The sequence below is a fragment of the Acidobacteriota bacterium genome, assembly GCA_033549365.1.
In the GTDB taxonomy this organism is placed as follows: Bacteria; Acidobacteriota; Aminicenantia; order Aminicenantales; family Saccharicenantaceae; genus JAWSUF01.
This window is the reverse complement of sequence record JAWSUF010000004.1, coordinates 198,907-219,518: the sequence shown is the minus strand read 5'-3', so window position 1 is coordinate 219,518 and position 20,612 is coordinate 198,907. Positions and strand designations below refer to the sequence as shown.

Sequence of the window (20,612 nt, the reverse complement as noted above, 5' to 3'; positions counted from 1 at the left end):
CATGGACATCGTCTATGTCTTCGTCAATGTCGCCGTGTTCCTCCTGTTCGCGCCGCTGTTTCAGGGAGTGACCCGGAAAATCACGGCCAAAATCCAGTCGCGGCAGGGCCCTCCGCTCCTGCAGCCCTATTTCGACCTCATCAAGCTTCTCGGCAAGGAGCGCATGAACTCAGCCCGGAACTGGGCTTTTTCGCTGGCTCCTCTGGGCGCCTTCGCGGCCGTTCTGACCGTCGCCGCCATGATCCCCCTCGGAGGCAAGGCCAACTTCCTGACGCAGCGCACCGACATTATCTCGCTCATCTACATGCTCGTCCTGGGCGGGGTCTGTGTTCTGCTCGGCGCCCTGGCCAGCCGCAACACCTTCGCTCTGATCGGGGCCAGCCGGGAGATGGCGACTATGATCATGATCGAACCGGTGCTGGCCATGACGCTCATTCTGGGGGCGGTCAAATCCGGAGGCCTCAAGCTGAGCGCCGCCATGGCCCCGCTGGGAAGCGCCGGCTACGGGATCTCCGCCGTTCTCATGCTGTCCGTCTACCTCCTGGCTCTCCAGGCCTTCGTGGGCCGCCAGCCCTTCGACATCGCCGAGGCGGAGGTGGAAATTCTGGAAGGACCCTTCATCGAGTACAGCGGGGCTTTCTACGGTCTGTTCAAGTACGCCATGATGATGAAGCAGATGTTTTACGCCTTCCTTTTCGTGAGCGTCTTCGTGCCGCTTCCCGCGACGGGTTTCGGGCCGGCCGACATTCTCATTCAGCTCCTGGGAATCCTCGTCGTCTTTGTCCTGATCGCAATCATCGGCGCGACGAACCCCAGATTCCGCATCGACCAGGCGGTAAAATTTTACGCCGGATTGATCGCCGTCGCCCTCGTCGCCGCCGGTCTGGCCGTCAAGGGCTTCTAGCCGAGGCAAAGGAGAAGATCATGTGGCTTATGAGCAAGATCAAACAGGTCCTCCTGGTTCTCAAGCCGGGCGTCGTTACCTTGAAATATCCCTTCGAACCCCGTCCCGCCCCGGAGGACTTCCGGGGTGCCCCGGCCTGGGACCATACGAAATGTGTCGGCTGCGGCGGCTGCGCCGACCACTGCCCGGCCCGAACGATCATGGTCCGCGACATCTGTCAGGACATCCGCGTTCTCCTCTATGACGGATCGCGCTGCATGTACTGCGGGCGCTGCGCCGATGTCTGTCCCGAAGACGCCATCGCCATGACCGAACAATTCGAGCTGGCCACGAATGACCGGGAGGACATCACCCAGAACCTCGAACTCTTCATGCTGACCTGCCGGAGATGCGGCCGGTGTTACGATATGGAGATCACGAATCTCATCGACCGGCTCGACCTCAAGGGATTCCGCTACGACAGCCTCCAGGCCCGGACCGTCCTGCGCCGGACATCGGAACAGTTCGAGCCCCGGATCCTTCGCGAGACCGAATCCTTCCAACGTCCCCATAAGCTCGGAGAATGACATGCTGGCCAAGTTATCGAAAAAATTCTTTCCCAAATCCCTCTGGGTCTATCACTGCAACAGCGGCGCCTGCAACGGCTGCGACATTGAAATCCTGAATGTCCTGACGCCCTACTACGACGTCGAGCGCTTCGGGATCCGGCTCGTCGGCTCGCCGCGGCACGCCGACGTCATGCTGCTGTCCGGTTCGGTCACGCGTCCGACGCTGCCCCTGGTCCGCAGGGCTCATGCGGCCATCCCCGCCCCGAAAATCGTCTTCGGCATCGGCTCCTGCGCGGTCGGAGGCGGTTGCTGGTTCGACACGTACAATGTCACCGGCGGCGGGGCCCAGGCCGTGCCCGTCGACTTCTATGTCCCCGGTTGCCCTCCCCGGCCTGAGGCCATCATTTACGGCGTGGCCCTGGCGCTCGGCCTGGTCGACAAGAAGGCGGCGCCCGTCGAACTCAAGCAGGTCGAATTCCCCATCGACGCCTACGAGCGCAGCAAGGCCTGGGAGGACCGGAACGTCATTTACCAGCTTCTCAAGGACTAAGGATCCACCGGAGGAATGCTCATGGCCAAGAAAATTCTTCTCATCGACGACGACAAAGACCTCGTCGAAAGCCTCGGCCAGGCCCTGAAAGCGAACGGCTACGAGGTCGTGACGGCGCTCAGCGGCTCAGCCGGCCTGAAAACGCTTCTCGCGGAAAAACCCGACCTCCTCATCCTGGACGTCATGATGGAAACCGACACGGCCGGCTTCGAAGCGGCCGCCCAGATCCGGAGCGACAGGGAAAGCTCGCGCTATCGGGAATTCCGTAACATTCCGATTATTCTGCTGACGGCCATTAACCAGGTCACGAACAACCGCTTCTCGCTCGACGACTCCAAAAACTTCCTTCCCGGCATCGACGATTTTCTGACGAAGCCGGTGGATATCGACGATCTTCTGGCAAAAATCGAGGCCGCCCTGAATTGATCAAGTTTCTCAACCGGTCCGACATCCGCCTCAAGCTGATCGTCGGGCTTCTGTCCATCGTTCTTCTGACGGGCGCCCTGTCCATTCTCGTCGGCGTCCGGATCATCGATCGGAACGTCATCCGCGAGGCCCAGGATTCGGTTGAAAGCAGCCTGGCCGCGACGGAATTCCTTTACCGGGAGGAAATCGCCAAGCGCGCCCGCATCGTGAACTATCTGTCCAAGACTTCTGAAATCGTCCAGGCGGTGGCGAGGGGGGACCGCGAATTCCTCTTCACCAAACTCGAACAGATCAAGAAGGAATTCGAATTCGACATCGTCAACCTCGTCGACGCCGGGGGCCAGGTGCTTGTCCGGGCCAATAACTTCGAGGAATACGGCGACAGCATCGCCCATTACAGCTACGTCAAGTGGGTGCTCGAAAACCGGGAACCGGTTTTCGGAACGGGTGTCCTCGAAAACGAGGACATCCGGCGGGAAGGTCCGATGCTGGCCGCCCGAACCCTGATCCCTGTGATCCCGACACCCCATGCGCAGCCGCGGGACGTCCTGGTCGAGGACCGGGCCCTGGTCATCAAGCTGGTCGCGCCCGTCATGTCCGGCCGCAGGATGATCGGCATCCTCTACGCGGCGATCGTTCTCAACAACAACGAGACGTTCATCGACCGGTTCAAAAACCTCGTCTTCCGGGACGAGGAATTCAACGACAAAGAAGTCGGGACGACGACGATTTTTCTGGGCGACGTCCGCGTGGCCACGAACGTCAAGGACCGCGACGGCCGGAGAGCCATCGGCACCCAGGTCTCGGAGGAGGTCTTTCGGGAAGTCTTCGAGGAAGGGCGGACGTTCGTCGGGAAAGCCTTCGTCGTCGATGCCTGGTATCTTTCGGGATACACCCCCATCTACGACATTCACGACCGGAGAATCGGAATCCTCTACGCCGGAATTCTCGAGGATAAATTCAACGCCATCCTCCGCGAAACAACCGTCTCGTTTCTTCAGGTCATCGCCCTGACGACGATCCTGGCTCTGGCCGTGGCCGTCTATCTCATCGGCGCCGCCACGCGCCCGGTCAAACGCATCATCACCGCCTCGGCCGAGATCGCCCGGGGCAATTACGCAAAAATCGAGATCCGGCCCGGAGACGACCAGGACATCCGGAACATCGGCACGGCCTTCAACAAGATGACCGAGGCCATCGAGGAACGCGACCGTTGGCTCAAGAATCTGGCGGAAACATCGATCCTCAAGTCCGAGAAGCTGGCCTCCATCGGCCGCCTGGCATCGGGGATCGCCCACGAGATCAACAATCCCCTGACGGGAGTCTTGACTTACAGCTGCCTTCTCCTCGAAGAGCTCAGAGGCACGCCTCACGAGGACGACCTCAAGGTCATTCAGGACGAGACGCTGCGCTGCCGGACCATCGTCCGCGGCCTTCTGGATTTCGCCAGGGACAGCCGGCCGGAAAAAATCGACGTCGACATCAACGCCCTGATCGACGCCTCCCTGCGCATTATCGAAAAAAACGTCAGCTTTCAGAATATCACCATCGTCAGGGACTACGACCGGTCGCTGCCCCTGATCAGCGTCGACACCGGGCAGATCCGGTCGGTCATCAACAATTTGGCCGTGAACGCCGCCGATGCCATGCCCGACGGCGGCCGCCTGATGATTACCACCCACAGGGATCCCTCGGGAGACGAGATCGTCATCAAGTTCGCCGATACGGGCGTCGGCATCAGCGAAGAGAACATGAAAAAACTCTTCGAGCCGTTTTTCACCACCAAGGACAAGGGCAAGGGGACGGGGCTCGGACTGGCCGTGACCTACGGCGTCATCCAGCGCCACAACGGGTCGATCTCCGTTCGCAGCAAGGTCGGCGAGGGTACGGAATTCACCATCCGGCTTCCCCGCAGGGAAGCCGGTCCCGATCCGAACCCCTGGGAGAGCGCCAAGGAGGAATCATGAGCGCCAAGCTTCTCTTCATCGATGACGAGGACATCGTCCTCCGGAGCTGCCGGCGGATCTTCACCGGTGACGAATGGGAGGTCGAGACGGCGCTCTCCGGCGAGGAGGGTCTCGAAATGGCCCGGGCCAAAGACTACGACGTCGTCGTCACCGACCTCAAGATGCCGGGACTCGGCGGCATGGACGTCCTCAAGACTCTCCGTCAGGAAAAACCCGACATCATCGTCGTGATTTTCACGGGATACGCCAACGTCGAAACGGCCCGGGAGGCGCTCAAAAACGGCGCCTTCGACTACATTCCCAAGCCTTTTACGCCCGAAGAGATCCGGAGCGTCGTCCGAAACGCCGTCCAGTCCAAAAAGGACATCGCTCCGGCGAAGATGCTCGATCTCATGGCCATCGTGTCTCATGAGCTTAAAAGCCCCGTCTCCGCCGTCCACACGACGGCCTCGACGCTTCACCGGGGTTATTTCGGCCGCCTTGAACCCGGCCAGCAGAGAATCGTGGAGTCCATTCTCCGCAACTGCGAATATCTCGAAGACATCATCCGGAGTTACATCGACCTGTCGCGGATGGAACTCGACAAGCTGGGGGCCTTCAAGGAAGAGGTTCCCTTCGCCGCGGCGGTCGTCAACGAGGCCCTGGATACGCCCGGCGTCAAGGACAACACCAAAGCCATGGACATCCAAACGGAGTGGACCAAGGACATCGTCGTTCACGGAGATCCCCGCCTGCTCGAGATCGTCGTCCGGAACCTGGTCGTCAACGCCGTCAAGTACGGCCGGGAAGGAACGCCGGTCAGGCTGCGAATGCGCCGGGAGGGCGGCGAGATGATCTTTTCGGTCCACAACGAGGGGGTCGGCATATCGGCCGAAGACATCCGCGACCGGCTCTTCAAGCGCTTCGAGCGGTTGCGGCAGCCGGGGACGGAAGGCGTCAAGGGATCGGGCCTCGGTCTCTACATCTGCCGCCAGATCGTCGAGAAGCACGGCGGCCGGATCTGGGCCGAATCCGAGCCCGGTCGATACGCCGAATTCTTCGTCGCGCTGCCTCTCAAGACCTGACGGGGGACCGTCAGGCCCGGTGCTCCGGTCATAGAACACCATGAGCGACATCATCGAAATCGGGATCCCTGTCGAGGAGATCGAAGCCCGGCGCGCCCGCGTTGCGGAAGCCCGGCGATTCGGCCGGCCCGACCGGGTTCCCGTCATTCCCGCTCTGGCCCATCGCTTCCTCATCCCCAAGACCGGAACGTCCTTTCGGGATTACTACGCCGATCCCGAAACCATGCTCCGGACCCAAATCCGGGCCCAGAAATGGCATTTGGAAAATATTCGGACGGACGCCCATGTTATTACCGGTCCCTGGGTCGGAGCCTGGTCCGACTTTCAGAACTCGTTCGAGGCGGGAAGCCTGGGCTGCCGGATCGAATTCCCAGAAAACGACATCCCCTGGGTGGCTTCGCACTGGGTTCAGGACGACACCGACCTCACTCGGCTGGAAGCCATGGACTTCATCGGCTCCGGTCTCAATGCCCGCCAGGTGGAATTCCGGGACGGGATGATTCGGGTTGCTGAAAAATATCCCGTTCGCTTTCTCGGCGGTCTCGTGTTTTATCCCGGGGCACGCCCGTCCCTGACCCGGACATCGGACGGCCCGTTCGGCATCGCCGGTGACCTCATGGGCGCAACCGAACTCTTCCTGGCCTGCGCCGAGCGCCCGGATTTCGTCCGCGAACTCCTGCGGATCATCATCGACAAGATGCTCGCCTGGCTCGACTTCGCCTGCGACCTCGAGGGTCTTCCCGAACCCCGAGATATCGCCTGGTCGGACGATCTTGCCGTCTCGCTGTCGGCGGGCATGTTCAAGGATCTGGTCCTTCCCGCGGATTGCCGCATCCGTTCTCATTTCCGCGGGAACGCCCTCTTTCACATGTGCGGCAAGTCCGACCATCTCCTGGAGATCTTCCGCGACAGTTTGGACATCCACGAGTTCCAGGGATTCGGCTGGGCCGTCGACCTGGACAGGATCCGCGAGGTCATGAGCGGACGGATCGTTCTCTACGGCAATGTCGATCCCCGGATCATCCTCTCGGGAACGCCCGCGGAAGTGATGGAGGCGTCCCGCAAGGTCATCGAAAAACTGGCTCCGGGCGGCGGGTTCGTCCTCCAGGACGGCAACAACGTTGCGCCCGGCTCGCCGATCGAGAATATCAATGCGATGATGAAAGCGGCCGAAAGCTATGGACGATACGACTGAGCAGGCCGGGTCATCGGGTTCCGGCATCGGTGAGACCCGCCGCTTCCTGGAGCGGCTGTGGCGCCTCGAAAACGAGGAACGTCCGGGCTTCCTCATCGGATACACCGGAGAGAGATTGAAAAAGGGCCGGCCCGTGCGAAGCGCCCTCTTTTCGACGGAGGGGCGGGACACCGTCCTCAACCGGCTGACCGATCCCGAAAAGTTCCTGGCCGCCCAGATCGAGGAGATCGAAGGGCAGTCGGCCTTCCCCGGCGACCTTGTCCCCGCCCTCTGTCCAACGCTCGGCGTCGTCGCCCTGCCCTCGGCTTTCGGCTGCGACGTGGTCTGGCACGAGACCGATTTTCCGTCGGTTCGTCCCCTGCCCCTCGACGACCTGAGCCGGATCATGGACATCGAGCCACCGGGGTTGCAGGCCGGTGTCCTTGGCCGCATCCTGGATACCTCGCGGGTCTTTATCGAGCGGACGTCGGGTCGCTTCCCCATCCGGTTGGCCGATCTCCAGGGTCCCGTGGACAACGCCGCGCTTATCGTTGGTCATACCCGGTTCTTCGAGGCTCTTCTGACCCATCCCCGGGAGATGCATCACCTTCTGGGCCTGACCACGGACCTTCTGATCGATTTCGCCCGGGCACAGCGCCGCCTGGTCGTGGAAATGGGCGCGGAGTTCGTGCCCGGCGGATTCCAGCCCTGGCTTCCCGATGGAACGGCCCTCTCGATTTCCAACGACTCCGGGGTGATGCTGTCCCCCGCGCTTCACGATGAATTCAGCCTGCCCTATCTCGAAAAAATCGCGGAGACTTTCGGCGGCGTCTATCTCCATTCCTGCGGAAACTGGGCTCATCTTTTTCCGAGCCTCGAAAAGTTCGCGGGGCTGCGCGGTCTTGAATTCGGAGCCTCCGAAACGGATTTCGGGGCGGTCTCCGATCGGTTCGGCGGACGCGTCGTCCTGGCCTGCCGGGTCGGACTCAACCGCGATTTCGTTTTCAAAGGAATGTTCGATTTCGTCTCGCGGATTCTTGCGGCCAGGACAACAAACCGCGGACTTTTCATTCATGTCGACGCAACGAACGGCCTGATCGGCGACGACTGGCCCGAGACCGACATCGAAGCCCTCGCGGAGCTCCTGGGATGAGTCGACGACGGTCTGTGAACCGATCCTCGAACCGTAAAAAATCGATCCCGGATTACGGCTCCGCCGCCCCCGGAGCTCCGCCCGGACTCGACGCCTTCCGCTCATGGAAACGATGGTCTTTCGCCGGAGACGGAAAGACGCGGGTCCGGCTCGACCTCTTGGCGGAAACCGGGAAAACCGCTGTTTTCGAAGTTGAGACCCTCCGCCCCTCGGTCATGAAAATATCCATGCGCCCGGCCGGCGCGAGGCCGAGTCTTCCGACCGGAATGATGATTCCATCCGCAGGCTCTCCGCATCCGCTTTCGGTCCGTGAAACGAAGGATAGAATTCATATTTCCGGCCCCCGGACCGGGCTTGTCATCCGTAAAAACCCCTTTCGCCTGACTATCACGGACGGCCGCGGCCGCATGATCCTTGAGGACGGCACGGAAGACATTGACGGTCTCGGACGGCCTCTGGCTTTTCCTTTCGGGATCGCCGACGGCATCGCAGGCGGGCGAGGGCGGGTCTTCACGGCCTCATTTCATATCCGGCCGGGGGAACGCTTCTTCGGCCTGGGAGAGAAATTCACGCGCCTGGACAAGTCGGGACAAGTCATCGTCTCCTGGACCCGGGACGCCCTCGGTTCGACGACGGAAAGTTCCCATAAAAACATCCCGTACCTGTGGAGTACCCGGGGATACGGGCTTTTCGTCGACTCCGGCGCCCGGATCACTTGGGATGTCGGAAGCTCATCCATTCGCAGCCTGAATATCGCCGTCGAGGATGACCGTCTCGATCTCTTTGTGATCCACGGCCGGACACCGGTCGATCTTCTTCACGGCTACACCGAACTCACCGGACGGCCGCCCGTGACGCCCCCCTGGAGCTTCGGGCTCTGGATATCTTCGGGGGGAACCTACCGGACTCAGGCCGAAGTCGAAGCCCTGATCGAAGGCTTCAAGCGTCGCCGCGTCCCCGCTTCAGTCGTCCACATCGATCCCTGGTGGATGCGCTGGAGGACATACTGCGACTTCCGTTGGGATCCCGAGACATTCCCCGATCCCGAAGGTCTGATCCGTCGCATCCACGGCCTCGGAATGCGTCTCTGTCTTTGGGAACATCCTTACATCTCGGTCGAGAGCGATCTCTTCGCCTTCGGCCGGAAGCGCGGATTTTTCGTTCGCCGGCCCGACGGCCGGCCCTATGTCTTCGACTACGGTCTGTCGCTGGCTCCCCGACCGGACGGGAACGTGCGTCTGTCCGAACGTCGGGAATCCTGGAACGCTCCGGTCGCCGCGGTTGACCTGACCCATCCCGGAGCCCTGGCCTGGTTCAAGGATCTTCACCGGCCGCTTCTGAGACAGGGCGTCGACGTCTTCAAAACGGATTTCGGAGAGGACATCCCGGAAGACGCCGTCTTTCATGACGGGCGAACGGGGGCGGTCATGCACAACCTTTATCCCCTTCTCTACAATCAGACCGTTGCCGAAGTCACGAAAGACGAGCGTGGATATGCGCTTGTCTGGAGCCGGGCCGGCACGGCCGGCAGCCAGCGCTATCCGGTGGCCTGGTCGGGGGATCCGGCGGCGGATTGGGACAGTCTGGCTGCGACAATCCGCGGCGGTCTGAGCGCGGGGATGTCGGGATTGGCCTTCTGGAGCCATGACATCGGCGGATTTCGGGGGATGCCGTCCGCCGAACTCTATGTCCGCTGGGCTCAGTTCGGTCTTCTCTGTTCGCACAGCCGGATGCACGGCGACGGACCGCGGGAACCCTGGATTTTCGGCGGCCGGGCTCTGGAAGCCGTCCGCAAGGCCGTGCGGTTGCGTCTCCGGCTTCTTCCCTATATCCGGAGCCTGGCCCATGAAGCGTCCCGGACGGGACTTCCCGTGATCCGGTCTCTGCCGCTGGCCTTTCCCGACGACCCCAATGTTCATGGCTGGGAGGACGAGTTCATGCTCGGTCCATGGCTCCTCGTCGCTCCATTGGTCGAACCCGGCGGCAAACGGCGCGTCTATCTTCCCGAACTCAGGCGATCCGAAGGCCCCCGCCTTTTCGGAGGGAACACAGCGAACTTCCGGAAGCTGGGATCGGCTCCGATTGGGACCCATGACGATCCGGAGGACGGAGAGGGATTCTGGATGGACTTCCGAACTGGGAAAAAATATCCGCCGGGCCGGGTCATCGACGTCCGAGCGCCTCTCGACCGGATCCCTTTATTCGTCCGCTCGGGTGCAATCCTGCCTGTGGCGCAGATCCGGGGCAACGCACCACGATGTCCGGTCGATCCCCTTGTTCTGGAAATCTGGCCGGGCCTCCCGTCCGCATTCAGGTTTTTCGAGGATGAGGGTCGGACGGACTTTTATCTGGAAAAAGCCGGGCGGAACAAAAACCTCTTGGCCCGCGGAGACAGGGCATCCCAAGACGTCAAAATCCTCTGGCGGCCGGATCCCCGGAACTGAGGCCCATCTTTTCTTTTCGATCCAAATCGCATATATTGGGCCGGAAAAGGACATGGAACATTATTTCATTCTTGCGCTGATCGCGGGGGCGCTTGCCCTGTTCGCCCTCGAAGTCGTCCGTCCCGACATCGTGGCCATCGGCGTCGCGCTCATCCTGCTCCTGACCAAAACCGTCACCATCCAGGAAGGCTTCTCGGGCTTCAGCAATCCCGCCGTCATCACCGTGATCGCCATGTTCATCCTGAGCTCGGGAATCGTCCGGACCGGGCTCACCGACCACGTCGTCGAATTCCTCGTCCGCATCGGCGGGCGCAATCCCATCGTCCTGACCGTCCTCGTCATGTTCACCGTCGGCACAATGTCGGCCTTTATGAACAATATCGGCGCAACCGCCATCCTGCTCACGGCCGTTTTCGCCGTCTCCCGCCGGGCCGAGTACCCGGCCTCCAAGCTGCTGATCCCCCTCTCGTTCGGATCCCTTCTCGGCGGCCTGACGACATTGATCGGCACACCGCCCAACATCCTTGTTTCCCAGGCCCTTGAAGAATCCGGGTTCGAAGGGTTCAAAATGTTCGATTTCCTTCCGACCGGGCTGGCCGTCCTGGGTATCGGCGTCGTCTACATGGCCCTTGCCGGACGCCATCTGATTCCGGTCCGCGAGGGAGACGCCAATTTCACCCGCCAGTACCAGCTCCAGGATTACATCACCGAAGTTGTGGTTTCCGACAAGTCGTCGCTTGCCGGAAAATCGATTCTTGAGTCCAGACTGCAGAAAGACATGGGACTCACCGTCCTGCGCATCAGCCGACGGACGGACGGAGTCATGAAGACGATTCTCCCCCGACCCGACACGACTCTGGAGGCCGAAGACAGGCTCGTCGTCGAAGGCGACATCACCCGCCTCATGGAACTTCGGGAGTCGAAACAGCTCGAGATTCATATCGAAAAGAAATTCACCGACGCCGGACTGACCGGAGGCGGCGTGCAGTTGGCGGAAGTGGCCGTCGCGCCCAACGCCTCCATCCTCGGCCAGACCATCAAGGGCGCCGACATCCGGAAGCGCTTCGGCGTTCTTGTCCTGGCTCTCAGGCGGCGCGAGCGGGCCATCCCGGCACGGTACGCACATGTCCCTCTTCAACTCGGCGACTTGATGCTCGTCCAGGGCCCTCCGGAGGCCATCACCAAGCTGGCTGAAAGCCGCGATTTTCTTGTCGTCAACCGGCTCGACCACGAACCGCGCCAGGTGGAAAAAGCCCCGTTGGCCGGCGGCATCATGCTTCTGATCATCGCCGCGGCTGCGACCGGTCTTCTTCACATTTCGGTCGCCGGATTCCTGGGAGTTGTCCTGATGGTCGTCACGGGCTGCGTGAAGGTCGAGGACATGTACAAGCGCGTCGAATGGCGGGTCATCTTTCTCATCGCCGGCATGATGCCGCTCGGCATCGCCATGGACGAGCGCCACACCGGAACCGCCGCCTGGCTGGCGGGGCACATCGTCGACCTCGCCGGCGGAGCCGGACCGCTATTGCTTTTGGCCTGCCTGTTTCTTTTCACGACCCTGATTACCGAAGTCATGTCCAACGCCGCGGCCGCCGTCCTCCTGGCCCCGATCGGGATCTCCATCGCCATCGGCATGAATCTCCAACCCCATCCCTTTCTGATGGCCATTGCCATCGGGGGTTCGACGACGTTCCTGACTCCCGTCGGGCACCAGGCCAACGTTCTCGTCTACGGCGTCGGGGGGTATCGCTTCCTTGATTTCACTCGGGTCGGAGCTCCCCTGAACATCCTCATCTTCATCGCGGCCATGATCGTTATTCCGCTGGTTTGGCCGTTTACGCCCATTCACCCATGACGCACCTGACGACTTTAAACCCAACATCCTGCAGAGTCGCATGTATCCCAATGCTCAATTCGATAGGTGAATCCGATCTGCAACCAGCCCCCCATGCCGACAAGGGACATATCTCCAGATATCGGTGGGATCCGGCAAGGGCTTCCTGACATGACGGGGATTGAACTGCCCTGGACGATCTTCCCGTTTTTTTTCCTCATTGCGGCCCTGTACGCCAGCGCCGGTCAGGGCGGAGCTTCGGGTTACCTGGCTCTTTTCGCGCTCTTCGGCATCGCCTCGCCGGCCGTTCCTCCCGTGGCTCTGGCCCTGAACATCATCGTGGCCTCGTTGAGTTTCCTGGCTTTCAGAAAAGGCGGTCACTTTTCCGCCCGGATGTTCATCCCCTTCGCCGTCACCTCCATTCCTGCGGCATTTCTTGGCGGCCTGATCCCTCTCGCTTCCTCTGTTTTCACATGGCTCCTGGGATTCTCGCTCCTTGCCGCAGCCGCCATGACTTTGCGCGGCCGGGCCGAGGCGCGCGAATCTGAACCCGTCCCACAAAAAACGCTCTGGTCTTATGGAGCCCCGGCGGGATTCCTTCTGGGATTCCTATCGGGAATGGTCGGCATCGGCGGGGGTGTCTTTCTGGCTCCTCTCATTCTGCTTGCGGGCTGGGGCGACGCGAAGAAAGCGGCTGCGCTCTCCAGTGCCTTCATCGCCGTCAATTCCGTGAGCGGGCTCACCGGACACATTCTTCGCGGAAATTTCGATCTTCGGACCGTTCTCGTTCTCAGTGCGGCCGTCATCGCCGGAGGAACGGCGGGCGCTTATGCCGGAGCCGGAATCCTTCCCGAACGAACCCTGAGAATCATCCTGGCCGCGATCCTGGCGGCCGGGGCGCTGAAGATGCTCATCGGCTGACCGACTTCCGTTCCGGCCCTGAATCACCTCTCTTTTTCATGGCCGGACTAATTTTTTCTTTTCACAAGCTCTTCATTTCTTCTCTTTCGGAGGGTTTATGACACCCGGATGATGGGATTGCGCCTAAAACTTACGGCGTTTCCTTTGCCGATCCGCAAGGTTTGTCGCCAGTGAAGCGATGAATGCGGCGATAAGAAGAACGAGCGTCAGGATGTCCACCGCGCGGGGATCGGCATCCCAGCCCGTGAACGCGTCGATGAGAAATTTGGTGTAGGACGACGGCATGTCATGGATGCCGAGTTCGGACCGGACCATCCAATGCCAATCGGTGCAGGGACAGTAGCCGTAGCCGTACCAGAGGCCGAGGATGAACCAGGAAAAGGCCACGGCCAGGACGAGAAGGAGGTGGGCCTTCCGTGTCTTTCTCCAAATCCAGCCGGTCAGAACGAAGACGATGACGGCCGAATGAAAAACAAAAAAGAACTTATCTAAAAAAGCCCACATCAAAGGTGGAGGGGTCCGTCCGGGCCGAGCGGCAGACCGAGGAAGAACCAGATCACCAGGAGAATCGTCCAGCCGAGGGTAAAGATCAGGGTGTAGGGCAGCATCGTCGAGATGATCGTGCCGATGCCGTAGCGTTCGTTGTATTTCTGGGAGAAGGTGACGATCAGGGCGAAGTAGCTCATCATGGGCGTGATGAGGTTGGTCACGGAATCGCCGATCCGGAAGGCCGCCTGGGTCAGACCCGGATGGTAACCCAGGAGCATGAACATGGGAACGAAAACCGGCGCCATGATGGCCCATTTGGCCGAGGCGCTACCCATGAACATGTTGATGAGGGCCGACAGAAAAACGAAGGCGATGATGAGCGTGACGCCCGTCAAGCCGATGTTCCGGAGGCCCTCGGCACCCTTGATGGCCACGACGAGACCCAGGTTGCTGTAGCTGAAGAAATAGACGAACTGGGCGGCGAAAAAGACGAGAACAATGTAGCCGGCCATGCCGCTCATGGATTTCGTGATGTGCTTGACGACGTCTTTGTCGCTTTTGATGGACTTGACGATAAAACCGTAGATCAGACCGGGAATGAAAAAGAAGATCAGGATGGCAATGATGATGCCGTCGAAGAAGGGTGAGTTCAGAACCGTGCCGTCCACGGGATTTCGAAAGACTCCCCATCGGGGAACGACGGTCAGGGCCAGAACGATGACGGTCGCCAGAACGCCCCAGCCGGCCCCTTTCAGCCCCTTCTTTTCGATGGGCGTCAGTTGCTCGACCGGGACCTTTTCGGCGGGACCATCGTAAGGCCCCAGCCGGGGCTCGACGATCTTCTCGGTCACCCAGGTTCCCAGAACAACAATGAGAAAGGCCGAGACGAACATGAAATAGAAATTGACGACGGGATTGACGGTCATGGCGGGATCGATGATCCGGGCCGCCGATGTGGACAACCCGGCCAGGATGGGATCCACGGATCCGACCAGGAAGTTTGCGCCGAACCCGCCGCTCACTCCGCAGAACGCGGCCGCCAATCCGGCCATGGGATGGCGCCCCAGAGCATGAAAAATCATGGCCCCGAGAGGAATCAGGATCACATAACCGGCCTCGGATGCCAGGTGGGAAAGGAGTCCCGCCGCGACGATGGCCCCCGTGACGGCTTTCTTCGGAGCACCCAGGACGAGGGCCCGGATCATGACGGTGAAAAGGCCCGATCCTTCGGCGACGCCGATGCCGACCATAACCACGAGAACATAGCCCAAGGGGGGAAAGTTGACGAAGTTGCGGATGACACTGGTGTAGATCCAGCGGATGCCCTCCGCGCTGATCAGGCTTTTCACCGTGATCGGGTCTCCGCTCACGGGATGGATGGCCTGATAAGAAAGCTGTGTGGCCACCCAGGAGACGATCATGACCGTGATCGCCAGCAGGGCGAACAGCGTGGCCGGATGAGGCAGCTTGTTGCCAACGGTTTCGATGATGTCCAGAGATTTGGAGAACGCGCGCGATGTTCCTCTTTTCAGTGCGGCGGCGAATTTTTTCATCGGCCCTCCCGAAACGGGGTTGGGAAAGTCCGGGAAAACCCGGCTTTCCTTCGCCGCTTAGTGTAAACATCGCCGGCGGGACTGTCAACGCCGGAAAACCTGGGGGAATGCCGGGGACGGGAATCGAACCCGTATGCCCCTTACGGGGCGAGGGATTTTAAGTCCCTTGCGTCTGCCATTTCCGCCACCCCGGCGGACGCGCCAATCACGACGACATGATCCCTTTTTTGCGCGGCGCCGTCAAGAACCGGGTCTCATTCGACCAAGTCAATCCGGGAAGCCCGTGGGCAGGGCAATCGAAGGCGTCAATCGAAGATGTCCCGGCGGTTCCATAGGTAATACAGGGAAAAGGCAACAAAGATCAGCGTGGCCCCGAGAAATCCGATGTTCCCGCGCCCGGCCAGGCCGAGGACGACGAGAATGTCGAAAAGCCACATTCCCAGGGCGATGAGCGCGACGAACAGGCCCGACTTCTTCAGTTGGATCAGGAGGACCGCCCCAATGATCAAGAGCAGAGACAGCAGCACATCGGGGAAAAGGAAGGCGTCGGACACGAGAGGATCGACGGGCAGGGTCCGTTCAAAGACACCAAAGACATGGTTGCCGATCCGGAACGTCAAGGTTCCGAGAGCGGCGAAAAACATGACGACGGCAATGACGACGATTCCGAGGCGGTAGACGGCCTGGGGATCTCTTCGTCTCATGGTCGGTCCTCGAGATCAGCCTATCCGATCCCCCCGGCCTTGTAAAGCGCAGTCTATCCGGCGAGCCCGGATTCCGGCCCGGCTTCTCCGTTTTGAAGACCGTGCCAGCCGATCCTTGGGCAGGCATCATAAGCCGGCGGCTCAAGGGACCTCGCCGGCTGCGGGCTCGTCAGCGGCCGGCGGCCGACCGGATGAAGGCCGCCAGGTCCTTGGTGAGCGCGGCATGCGCCGAGGGGCGGATGTACATCATGTGCCCGGCCTCGTAGTACCCGAAGGACACCCGGTCGGTGATCTGCCTGTCATAGGCCAGATGTGACATGTTGAACTCGATGCCGCCCACCGACGTGGCCATGTCATAGTAGCCGCAAATCACAAACACCTTGAGGAAGGGATTTCGGGCCATCGTGGAGCGCAGGGCCTCCGTCATGTCCATGAAGTTGTTCTGCACGTAGGTCCAGGGTCTCACATTGCCCCGTGTCTGATAACGGAGATCCGTTTCCCATTTCAGGGTGTTCTTCACGTGGTGAGTGAATCCCGCGACGTAAGGCCCGGTGAGCGCCGTATTCGACGGATCGAACTCCTGGTATTCGCCCGCCGCATCGGCATCGAGGGCCGTGAACCGGCTGTCAAGGCGTCCGACGACAAGACGCCGGTCGCGCAGCAATTCCTTGCGGAAGCGGCCAGGGTCGACGCGCAGGTTTGCCTGGAGGATGAACCGCGTTGACAGGCCCGTGTATCGCGCCAGTTTTTCCGCCGCGGCGGTCCACTCGGCATCGCTCAGCGTATTGCCCCGTGTCAGGGCCAACACGTAATCGCCGAAGGCGAACGTGCGCGCCTCGTCGACAACCTCGGCGATCGTCATCTTCTGCAGGTCGGGCGGGAGTTTCTCGTGGTACCACGCCGTCGCGGTGTAGGTTGGAATCTGAACGGCCCAGGCGATATCGTTGTTCGGCGCCATCCGGAGCGTCTGGTAGGTCAAAAGCGCCGAGAGAAGCCCGATGCCGTTCAATTCGATGCCGTGGCGCGACTGCAGCTCCAGCGCCAGGCCGGCGCTGCGGATCGAGCCGTAACTTTCACCGATCAGGAACTTCGGGGACGGGTGACGGTTGTAAGTCCGCAGATATTCGGCGATGAATTCGCCGAAGGCGCGGATATCCCCGTCCTGGCCGTGGAACCGGCTGTTGTCCGTTCCCGGCGTCACGCGGCTGTAGCCGGTGTCGATCGCATCAATGAAGACGACGTCCGACACGTCCAGGAGCGAGTAAGGATTGTCGACGAGTTCGTAGGGAGGCGCCGGCTGGAAGCCCTCATCGGCCATCTTGGCGACCTTCGGGCCGAACGACCCCATGTGCAGCCAGATGGTTGCGGATCCGGGGCCGCCGTTGAAGAGAAAGGCGATGGGACGCGTCTTGACGTCCTCGCCGTCCTTCGTGTAGGCCGCGAAAAACATTCGGGCGGCAACGTTCCCGTCGTCCAGACGGATCGGAACCGTGCCCGCCGTGGCCGTATACCGGATCTCCTTCCCGCCGAGGCGCATGACGTGCTGGGTCTGCGAGACCTTTTCCTCGTTGGGGCCCGCGTATTCGCGTTCCGCCGCCTGCCGCGGCCCGGTTCGCTGGGAGTCCGGGGGGGCTCCGGGACGCTGTTGCGCAATCGACCACGACACCGTCAATACCGTTGCCAGGATAAGAGCCGTAATAATGGATCTTCTTCGCATCGCCACCTCCTAACCTCCTTAACGTAAAGAACTCCTCTGCCCCTGTCAAGATATATCAGACATTACTGCTGTTTTTTTGGGATCGGGCAACCTTTCCCTGCCTGATCACGTCTTTATCAACGTTATTTTCCTATTTATTCAAGGAGGTCTTTCATGCGTCAAATCACCAGGCGACGTTTCCTGGAGGCAACGGCCAAGGCGGCTGCAGCGGGCCTCGCCGCGCCGGTTTTGGCCCACGGATGGTCCGTCCTGCCCTCCGCGGCCGTCGAAGCCGGCTATTTCGAGCGGGAATTCGGCATATCGGACGCCCTCTGCCGCAAGATCCTCGGCGAAGCTCTGTCCCGGGGCGGCGATTTCGCCGATGTCTTCTTCGAACACACGGTCTCAAACTGGATCGTCCTCGAGGACGGAAAGGTCAACCGGGCCGTGAGCGACATCGCCCTGGGCGCAGGTATCCGCACCGTGAAGGGCGACCAGGTCGGTTACGGATTCACCCAGGAACTGACCGAAAGCGCCATGATCACGGCGGCGGGAACGGCGGCTACGATCGCCTCCGGAACGGCCGGAAAGGCCGTTGCGAGAAGCATCGCCGTCAAAAATCTTGATTCCTATCCCCTCGAAAAGCGGCTGTCCTCGGTTCCTCTTGAATCCAAACTGCCCCTTGTCCTGGACGTCAACGAAAAGTGTTTCGACCGCTCGCCGCTCGTCGTCAAGGTCACGGCCCAATTTCACGATCAGGAGAGGCGGATTCTGGTCGTCTCGAGCGACGGCCGGCGTGCCGAAGACCTTCAGCCCCGCTCCTATCTTGCGGCCTTCGTCGTGGCCGAGAAAAACGGACGCCGCGAACAGTTCTACGCAAACCTGGGCGGCCGCCGCGGGTTTGATTTTTACACATCGGCCGACGTCGAAGAAATCGCCCGCAAGGCCGTCGACGACGCCGTCATCCTCTTCGACGCCGTGCAGCCGCCGGCCGGAGAGATTCCGGTCGTTCTCGGCCCGGGTGTGACCGGCGTTCTTCTCCACGAGGCCATCGGTCACGGCATGGAAGCCGATTTCAACCGCAAAAACGTCTCCACATATGCGACCATGATCGGGAAAAAGGTCGCCGAACCCTTCGTCACCATTGTGGATGACGGGACGCTGCCCCACATGCTGGGCTCGATCAACATCGACGACGAGGGCATCCCGGGACAGCGGACGGTTCTCGTCGAAAACGGCATTCTCCGGAGTTACATGCACGACCGGATCTCGGCCCGCCATTACGGACTCGAACCCACGGGCAACGGCCGACGCCAAAGCTACCAGCACTACCCGGTGCCCCGAATGAGAAACACGTATATGGAAGCGGGGCCCGCCGGAGTCGAGGACGTCATCCGCAGGGCCGGAAACGGCATCTACGTCCAGGACGTCAGCAACGGCGAAGTCCATATCGGCGAAGGCGATTTCGCGTTCTATGTTTCCCAGGGCCGGATGATCGAAAACGGCAAACTCGGCGCGCCGATCAAGGACGTCAACATCATGGGCAACGGACCCCGCATGCTCCGGAACATCATTCTGGTCGGCAACGACTTCGAAATGAGCCGGGGCGGCATGGGAGCCTGCGGCAAATCCGGGCAAGCCGTGCCCTGCGGTTTCGGACAGCCGACCTGTCTCGTCAAGTCGCTGACCGTCGGCGGAGTGAAGAGCTGAGGAAGGAGAGAGATGATGTCGAACGAACTTATGGATCTTGCGGCCTGGACAATCAAGGAAGCCCGCGGCGCGGGAGCCGATCAGGCCCGCGTCCGCATTTCCTCAAACCGCGCGGTCGAGGTCGGCTACCGCGAACGCAAACCGGAAACCATCAAGGAGGCCTCGACCCGCAATCTCGGCGTTGAAATTTTCGCCGGAGGCCGTTACTCCAGCCAGACGACCTCCGACCTCCGCAGGAACGCCATGAGGGCGTTCATCGCAAATGCCGTGGCCTCGACCAAGCTTCTGGCGGAAGACCCGTTCAGGACGCTTCCCGACGCGAAATTCTACGAAGGACGGGAGGACCGGGATCTCGGTTTGTTCGATCCCGGGCACGGCGCTTTCCGGCCGGAAGACCGGCATGCCCTGGTCAAGGCGGCCGAAGCGGCGGCCCTGGCCGAAGGCGGAAAGGATGTGATCTCGGTCTCCGCCCAAAGCCGGGACAGTGCCGCGGAATCCGTGATGATCTCGAGCAACGGATTCCAAGGCGCGCGGAAAAGCACATCCTATTCCCTGATGGCTTCGATGACCCTGCAGGATGCGGGCGATCGCCGGCCCAACGGCTGGGCCTATGCGGTGACGGCCGACCGGAAAAGCCTGCCCTCCCCCAAGACAATCGGACGGGAAGCGGCGAAAAACACACGCCTGCTGCTCGGAGCGAAGAAACTCAAGACCGAAACCCTCCCTGTCATCATCGTCAACCGCATGGCCGGCTGGATGCTGAACGGATTCCTGCAGCCCCTCTACGGCCGCAACATCGACCAAAAGCAATCCTTCCTTCTGGATAAATTGGGAAAGACGGTCGGTTCACGCCATTTCACCTTGATCGACGATCCCTTCATCCAGGGCGGGTTGGGAAGCCGGACTTTCGACGGAGACGGGCTGACCGCCAAAAAGATGGTTCTGGTCGAAAACGGCGTTCTCCGCAATTACTATATCGACTGGTATTACAGCCGCAAACTGGGCTGGGAACCGACGACGGGATCGCCATCCAATTTGATCATTCCTCCCGGAAGCCGCTCCGTTTCGGACATCATGAAGGACCTCGGCCGGGGCATCCTCCTCACCGGCTTCATCGGCGGCAATTCCAATCCCACGACCGGCGACACCTCGATCGGGATTTCCGGGCGGCTGTTCGAGGACGGCGTTCCCGTTCAATCCGTCGCCGAAATGAACATCGCCGACAACCACCTGAAGTTCTGGGAGCGGCTGATCGAAGTTGCCGACGACCCCTGGATTTACTCGTCCATGAGGATGCCCAGCCTGGTCGTCGACAAGGTCGTCGTCGCGGGCGTTTAAAAACCGGATCGCGCCCCAGGCGCAGGGACTTCCGCTTCGCCGCCGCCGGCGTTCATGATGGAAGAACAAATTGACATCCCGAAACATTGTGGTCTATCATCTGCCATCATGCCATCTCCCAATCCCCGGCAGCCATC

17 protein-coding genes and 1 tRNA gene are annotated in these 20,612 nt (G+C 61.0%); 13 read left to right on the top strand and 5 right to left on the bottom strand.

The features are described 5' to 3' along the window. The first annotated feature begins 1 nt into the window (after position 1). From SCM96_08325 to SCM96_08275, 11 genes are all read left to right on the top strand, one after another. Positions 2-904, top strand: coding sequence for a complex I subunit 1 family protein (locus SCM96_08325; protein MDW7760629.1), 903 nt, complete (start codon positions 2-4; stop codon positions 902-904). Positions 905-933: 29 nt separating this feature from the next. Continuing rightward, positions 934-1,470, top strand: a complete 537-nt coding sequence (locus SCM96_08320) for a 4Fe-4S binding protein (protein ID MDW7760628.1) — start codon at positions 934-936, stop codon at positions 1,468-1,470. Between the two features lies 1 nt (position 1,471). Next, positions 1,472-2,002, top strand: a complete 531-nt coding sequence (nuoB, locus tag SCM96_08315) for an NADH-quinone oxidoreductase subunit NuoB (protein MDW7760627.1) — start codon at positions 1,472-1,474, stop codon at positions 2,000-2,002. Positions 2,003-2,023: 21 nt separating this feature from the next. Continuing rightward, the gene (locus tag SCM96_08310; protein ID MDW7760626.1) at positions 2,024-2,428 is read left to right on the top strand and encodes a response regulator transcription factor; all 405 of its coding nucleotides are present in this window, start codon (positions 2,024-2,026) and stop codon (positions 2,426-2,428) included. Continuing rightward, on the top strand, positions 2,425-4,395 hold the full coding sequence (locus tag SCM96_08305) for a cache domain-containing protein (GenBank protein MDW7760625.1): 1,971 nt from the start codon (positions 2,425-2,427) through the stop codon (positions 4,393-4,395). The genes SCM96_08310 and SCM96_08305 overlap by 4 nt, the downstream gene beginning before the upstream one ends. Continuing rightward, positions 4,392-5,459 (top strand): response regulator, encoded by a 1,068-nt coding sequence (locus tag SCM96_08300; protein ID MDW7760624.1) that lies wholly within the window; start codon positions 4,392-4,394, stop codon positions 5,457-5,459. Before SCM96_08305 ends, SCM96_08300 begins: the two co-directional genes overlap by 4 nt. 40 nt (positions 5,460-5,499) lie before the next feature. Further along, positions 5,500-6,654, top strand: coding sequence for a uroporphyrinogen decarboxylase family protein (locus tag SCM96_08295; protein ID MDW7760623.1), 1,155 nt, complete (start codon positions 5,500-5,502; stop codon positions 6,652-6,654). Beyond that, positions 6,638-7,786, top strand: coding sequence for a uroporphyrinogen decarboxylase family protein (locus SCM96_08290; protein MDW7760622.1), 1,149 nt, complete (start codon positions 6,638-6,640; stop codon positions 7,784-7,786). The genes SCM96_08295 and SCM96_08290 overlap by 17 nt, the downstream gene beginning before the upstream one ends. Continuing rightward, complete coding sequence (locus tag SCM96_08285) at positions 7,783-10,230, top strand: glycoside hydrolase family 31 protein (GenBank protein MDW7760621.1); 2,448 nt, start codon at positions 7,783-7,785, stop codon at positions 10,228-10,230. The genes SCM96_08290 and SCM96_08285 overlap by 4 nt, the downstream gene beginning before the upstream one ends. A gap of 52 nt (positions 10,231-10,282) precedes the next feature. Further along, positions 10,283-12,085, top strand: a complete 1,803-nt coding sequence (locus tag SCM96_08280) for an SLC13 family permease (GenBank protein ID MDW7760620.1) — start codon at positions 10,283-10,285, stop codon at positions 12,083-12,085. Between the two features lie 150 nt (positions 12,086-12,235). Beyond that, positions 12,236-12,985 (top strand): sulfite exporter TauE/SafE family protein, encoded by a 750-nt coding sequence (locus tag SCM96_08275; GenBank protein MDW7760619.1) that lies wholly within the window; start codon positions 12,236-12,238, stop codon positions 12,983-12,985. 123 nt (positions 12,986-13,108) lie between these two features. Here the strand turns inward: SCM96_08275 and SCM96_08270 are convergent, their stop codons facing one another. The 5 genes from SCM96_08270 to SCM96_08250 form a co-directional block, all read right to left on the bottom strand. Next, on the bottom strand, positions 13,109-13,489 hold the full coding sequence (locus SCM96_08270; protein ID MDW7760618.1) for a DUF2784 domain-containing protein: 381 nt from the start codon (positions 13,487-13,489) through the stop codon (positions 13,109-13,111). Further along, positions 13,489-15,027, bottom strand: a complete 1,539-nt coding sequence (locus SCM96_08265) for an AbgT family transporter (protein MDW7760617.1) — start codon at positions 15,025-15,027, stop codon at positions 13,489-13,491. Before SCM96_08265 ends, SCM96_08270 begins: the two co-directional genes overlap by 1 nt. A gap of 108 nt (positions 15,028-15,135) precedes the next feature. Continuing rightward, a tRNA-Leu gene (locus SCM96_08260) sits at positions 15,136-15,221 on the bottom strand. 111 nt (positions 15,222-15,332) lie between these two features. Then, a complete protein-coding gene (locus tag SCM96_08255; GenBank protein ID MDW7760616.1) occupies positions 15,333-15,731 on the bottom strand; it encodes a hypothetical protein in 399 nt (132 codons plus the stop codon). 169 nt (positions 15,732-15,900) lie between these two features. Continuing rightward, positions 15,901-17,448 (bottom strand): peptidase S10, encoded by a 1,548-nt coding sequence (locus SCM96_08250; GenBank protein ID MDW7760615.1) that lies wholly within the window; start codon positions 17,446-17,448, stop codon positions 15,901-15,903. 153 nt (positions 17,449-17,601) lie between these two features. Here SCM96_08250 and SCM96_08245 point away from each other — a divergent pair, with 153 nt between their 5' ends. Further along, positions 17,602-19,137: a TldD/PmbA family protein gene (locus tag SCM96_08245; GenBank protein ID MDW7760614.1), complete on the top strand. Its 1,536-nt coding sequence runs from the start codon at positions 17,602-17,604 to the stop codon at positions 19,135-19,137. Positions 19,138-19,149: 12 nt separating this feature from the next. Beyond that, complete coding sequence (locus tag SCM96_08240; GenBank protein MDW7760613.1) at positions 19,150-20,475, top strand: TldD/PmbA family protein; 1,326 nt, start codon at positions 19,150-19,152, stop codon at positions 20,473-20,475. The last annotated feature ends 137 nt before the right edge of the window (positions 20,476-20,612 follow it).

What these genes read in the sequence shown, in the direction of transcription:
- SCM96_08325 (MDW7760629.1), top strand. Translation starts at nt 2, where the DNA reads ATGGACATCGTCTATGTCTTCGTCAATGTCGCCGTGTTCCTCCTGTTC.
- SCM96_08310 (MDW7760626.1), top strand. Translation starts at nt 2,024, where the DNA reads ATGGCCAAGAAAATTCTTCTCATCGACGACGACAAAGACCTCGTCGAA.
- SCM96_08285 (MDW7760621.1), top strand. Translation starts at nt 7,783, where the DNA reads ATGAGTCGACGACGGTCTGTGAACCGATCCTCGAACCGTAAAAAATCG.
- SCM96_08255 (MDW7760616.1), bottom strand. Translation starts at nt 15,731, where the DNA reads ATGAGACGAAGAGATCCCCAGGCCGTCTACCGCCTCGGAATCGTCGTC.
- SCM96_08290 (MDW7760622.1), top strand. Translation starts at nt 6,638, where the DNA reads ATGGACGATACGACTGAGCAGGCCGGGTCATCGGGTTCCGGCATCGGT.
- SCM96_08250 (MDW7760615.1), bottom strand. Translation starts at nt 17,448, where the DNA reads ATGCGAAGAAGATCCATTATTACGGCTCTTATCCTGGCAACGGTATTG.
- SCM96_08245 (MDW7760614.1), top strand. Translation starts at nt 17,602, where the DNA reads ATGCGTCAAATCACCAGGCGACGTTTCCTGGAGGCAACGGCCAAGGCG.
- SCM96_08275 (MDW7760619.1), top strand. Translation starts at nt 12,236, where the DNA reads ATGACGGGGATTGAACTGCCCTGGACGATCTTCCCGTTTTTTTTCCTC.
- SCM96_08240 (MDW7760613.1), top strand. Translation starts at nt 19,150, where the DNA reads ATGATGTCGAACGAACTTATGGATCTTGCGGCCTGGACAATCAAGGAA.
- SCM96_08280 (MDW7760620.1), top strand. Translation starts at nt 10,283, where the DNA reads ATGGAACATTATTTCATTCTTGCGCTGATCGCGGGGGCGCTTGCCCTG.
- SCM96_08265 (MDW7760617.1), bottom strand. Translation starts at nt 15,027, where the DNA reads ATGAAAAAATTCGCCGCCGCACTGAAAAGAGGAACATCGCGCGCGTTC.
- SCM96_08300 (MDW7760624.1), top strand. Translation starts at nt 4,392, where the DNA reads ATGAGCGCCAAGCTTCTCTTCATCGATGACGAGGACATCGTCCTCCGG.
- nuoB (MDW7760627.1), top strand. Translation starts at nt 1,472, where the DNA reads ATGCTGGCCAAGTTATCGAAAAAATTCTTTCCCAAATCCCTCTGGGTC.
- SCM96_08320 (MDW7760628.1), top strand. Translation starts at nt 934, where the DNA reads ATGAGCAAGATCAAACAGGTCCTCCTGGTTCTCAAGCCGGGCGTCGTT.
- SCM96_08295 (MDW7760623.1), top strand. Translation starts at nt 5,500, where the DNA reads ATGAGCGACATCATCGAAATCGGGATCCCTGTCGAGGAGATCGAAGCC.
- SCM96_08270 (MDW7760618.1), bottom strand. Translation starts at nt 13,489, where the DNA reads ATGTGGGCTTTTTTAGATAAGTTCTTTTTTGTTTTTCATTCGGCCGTC.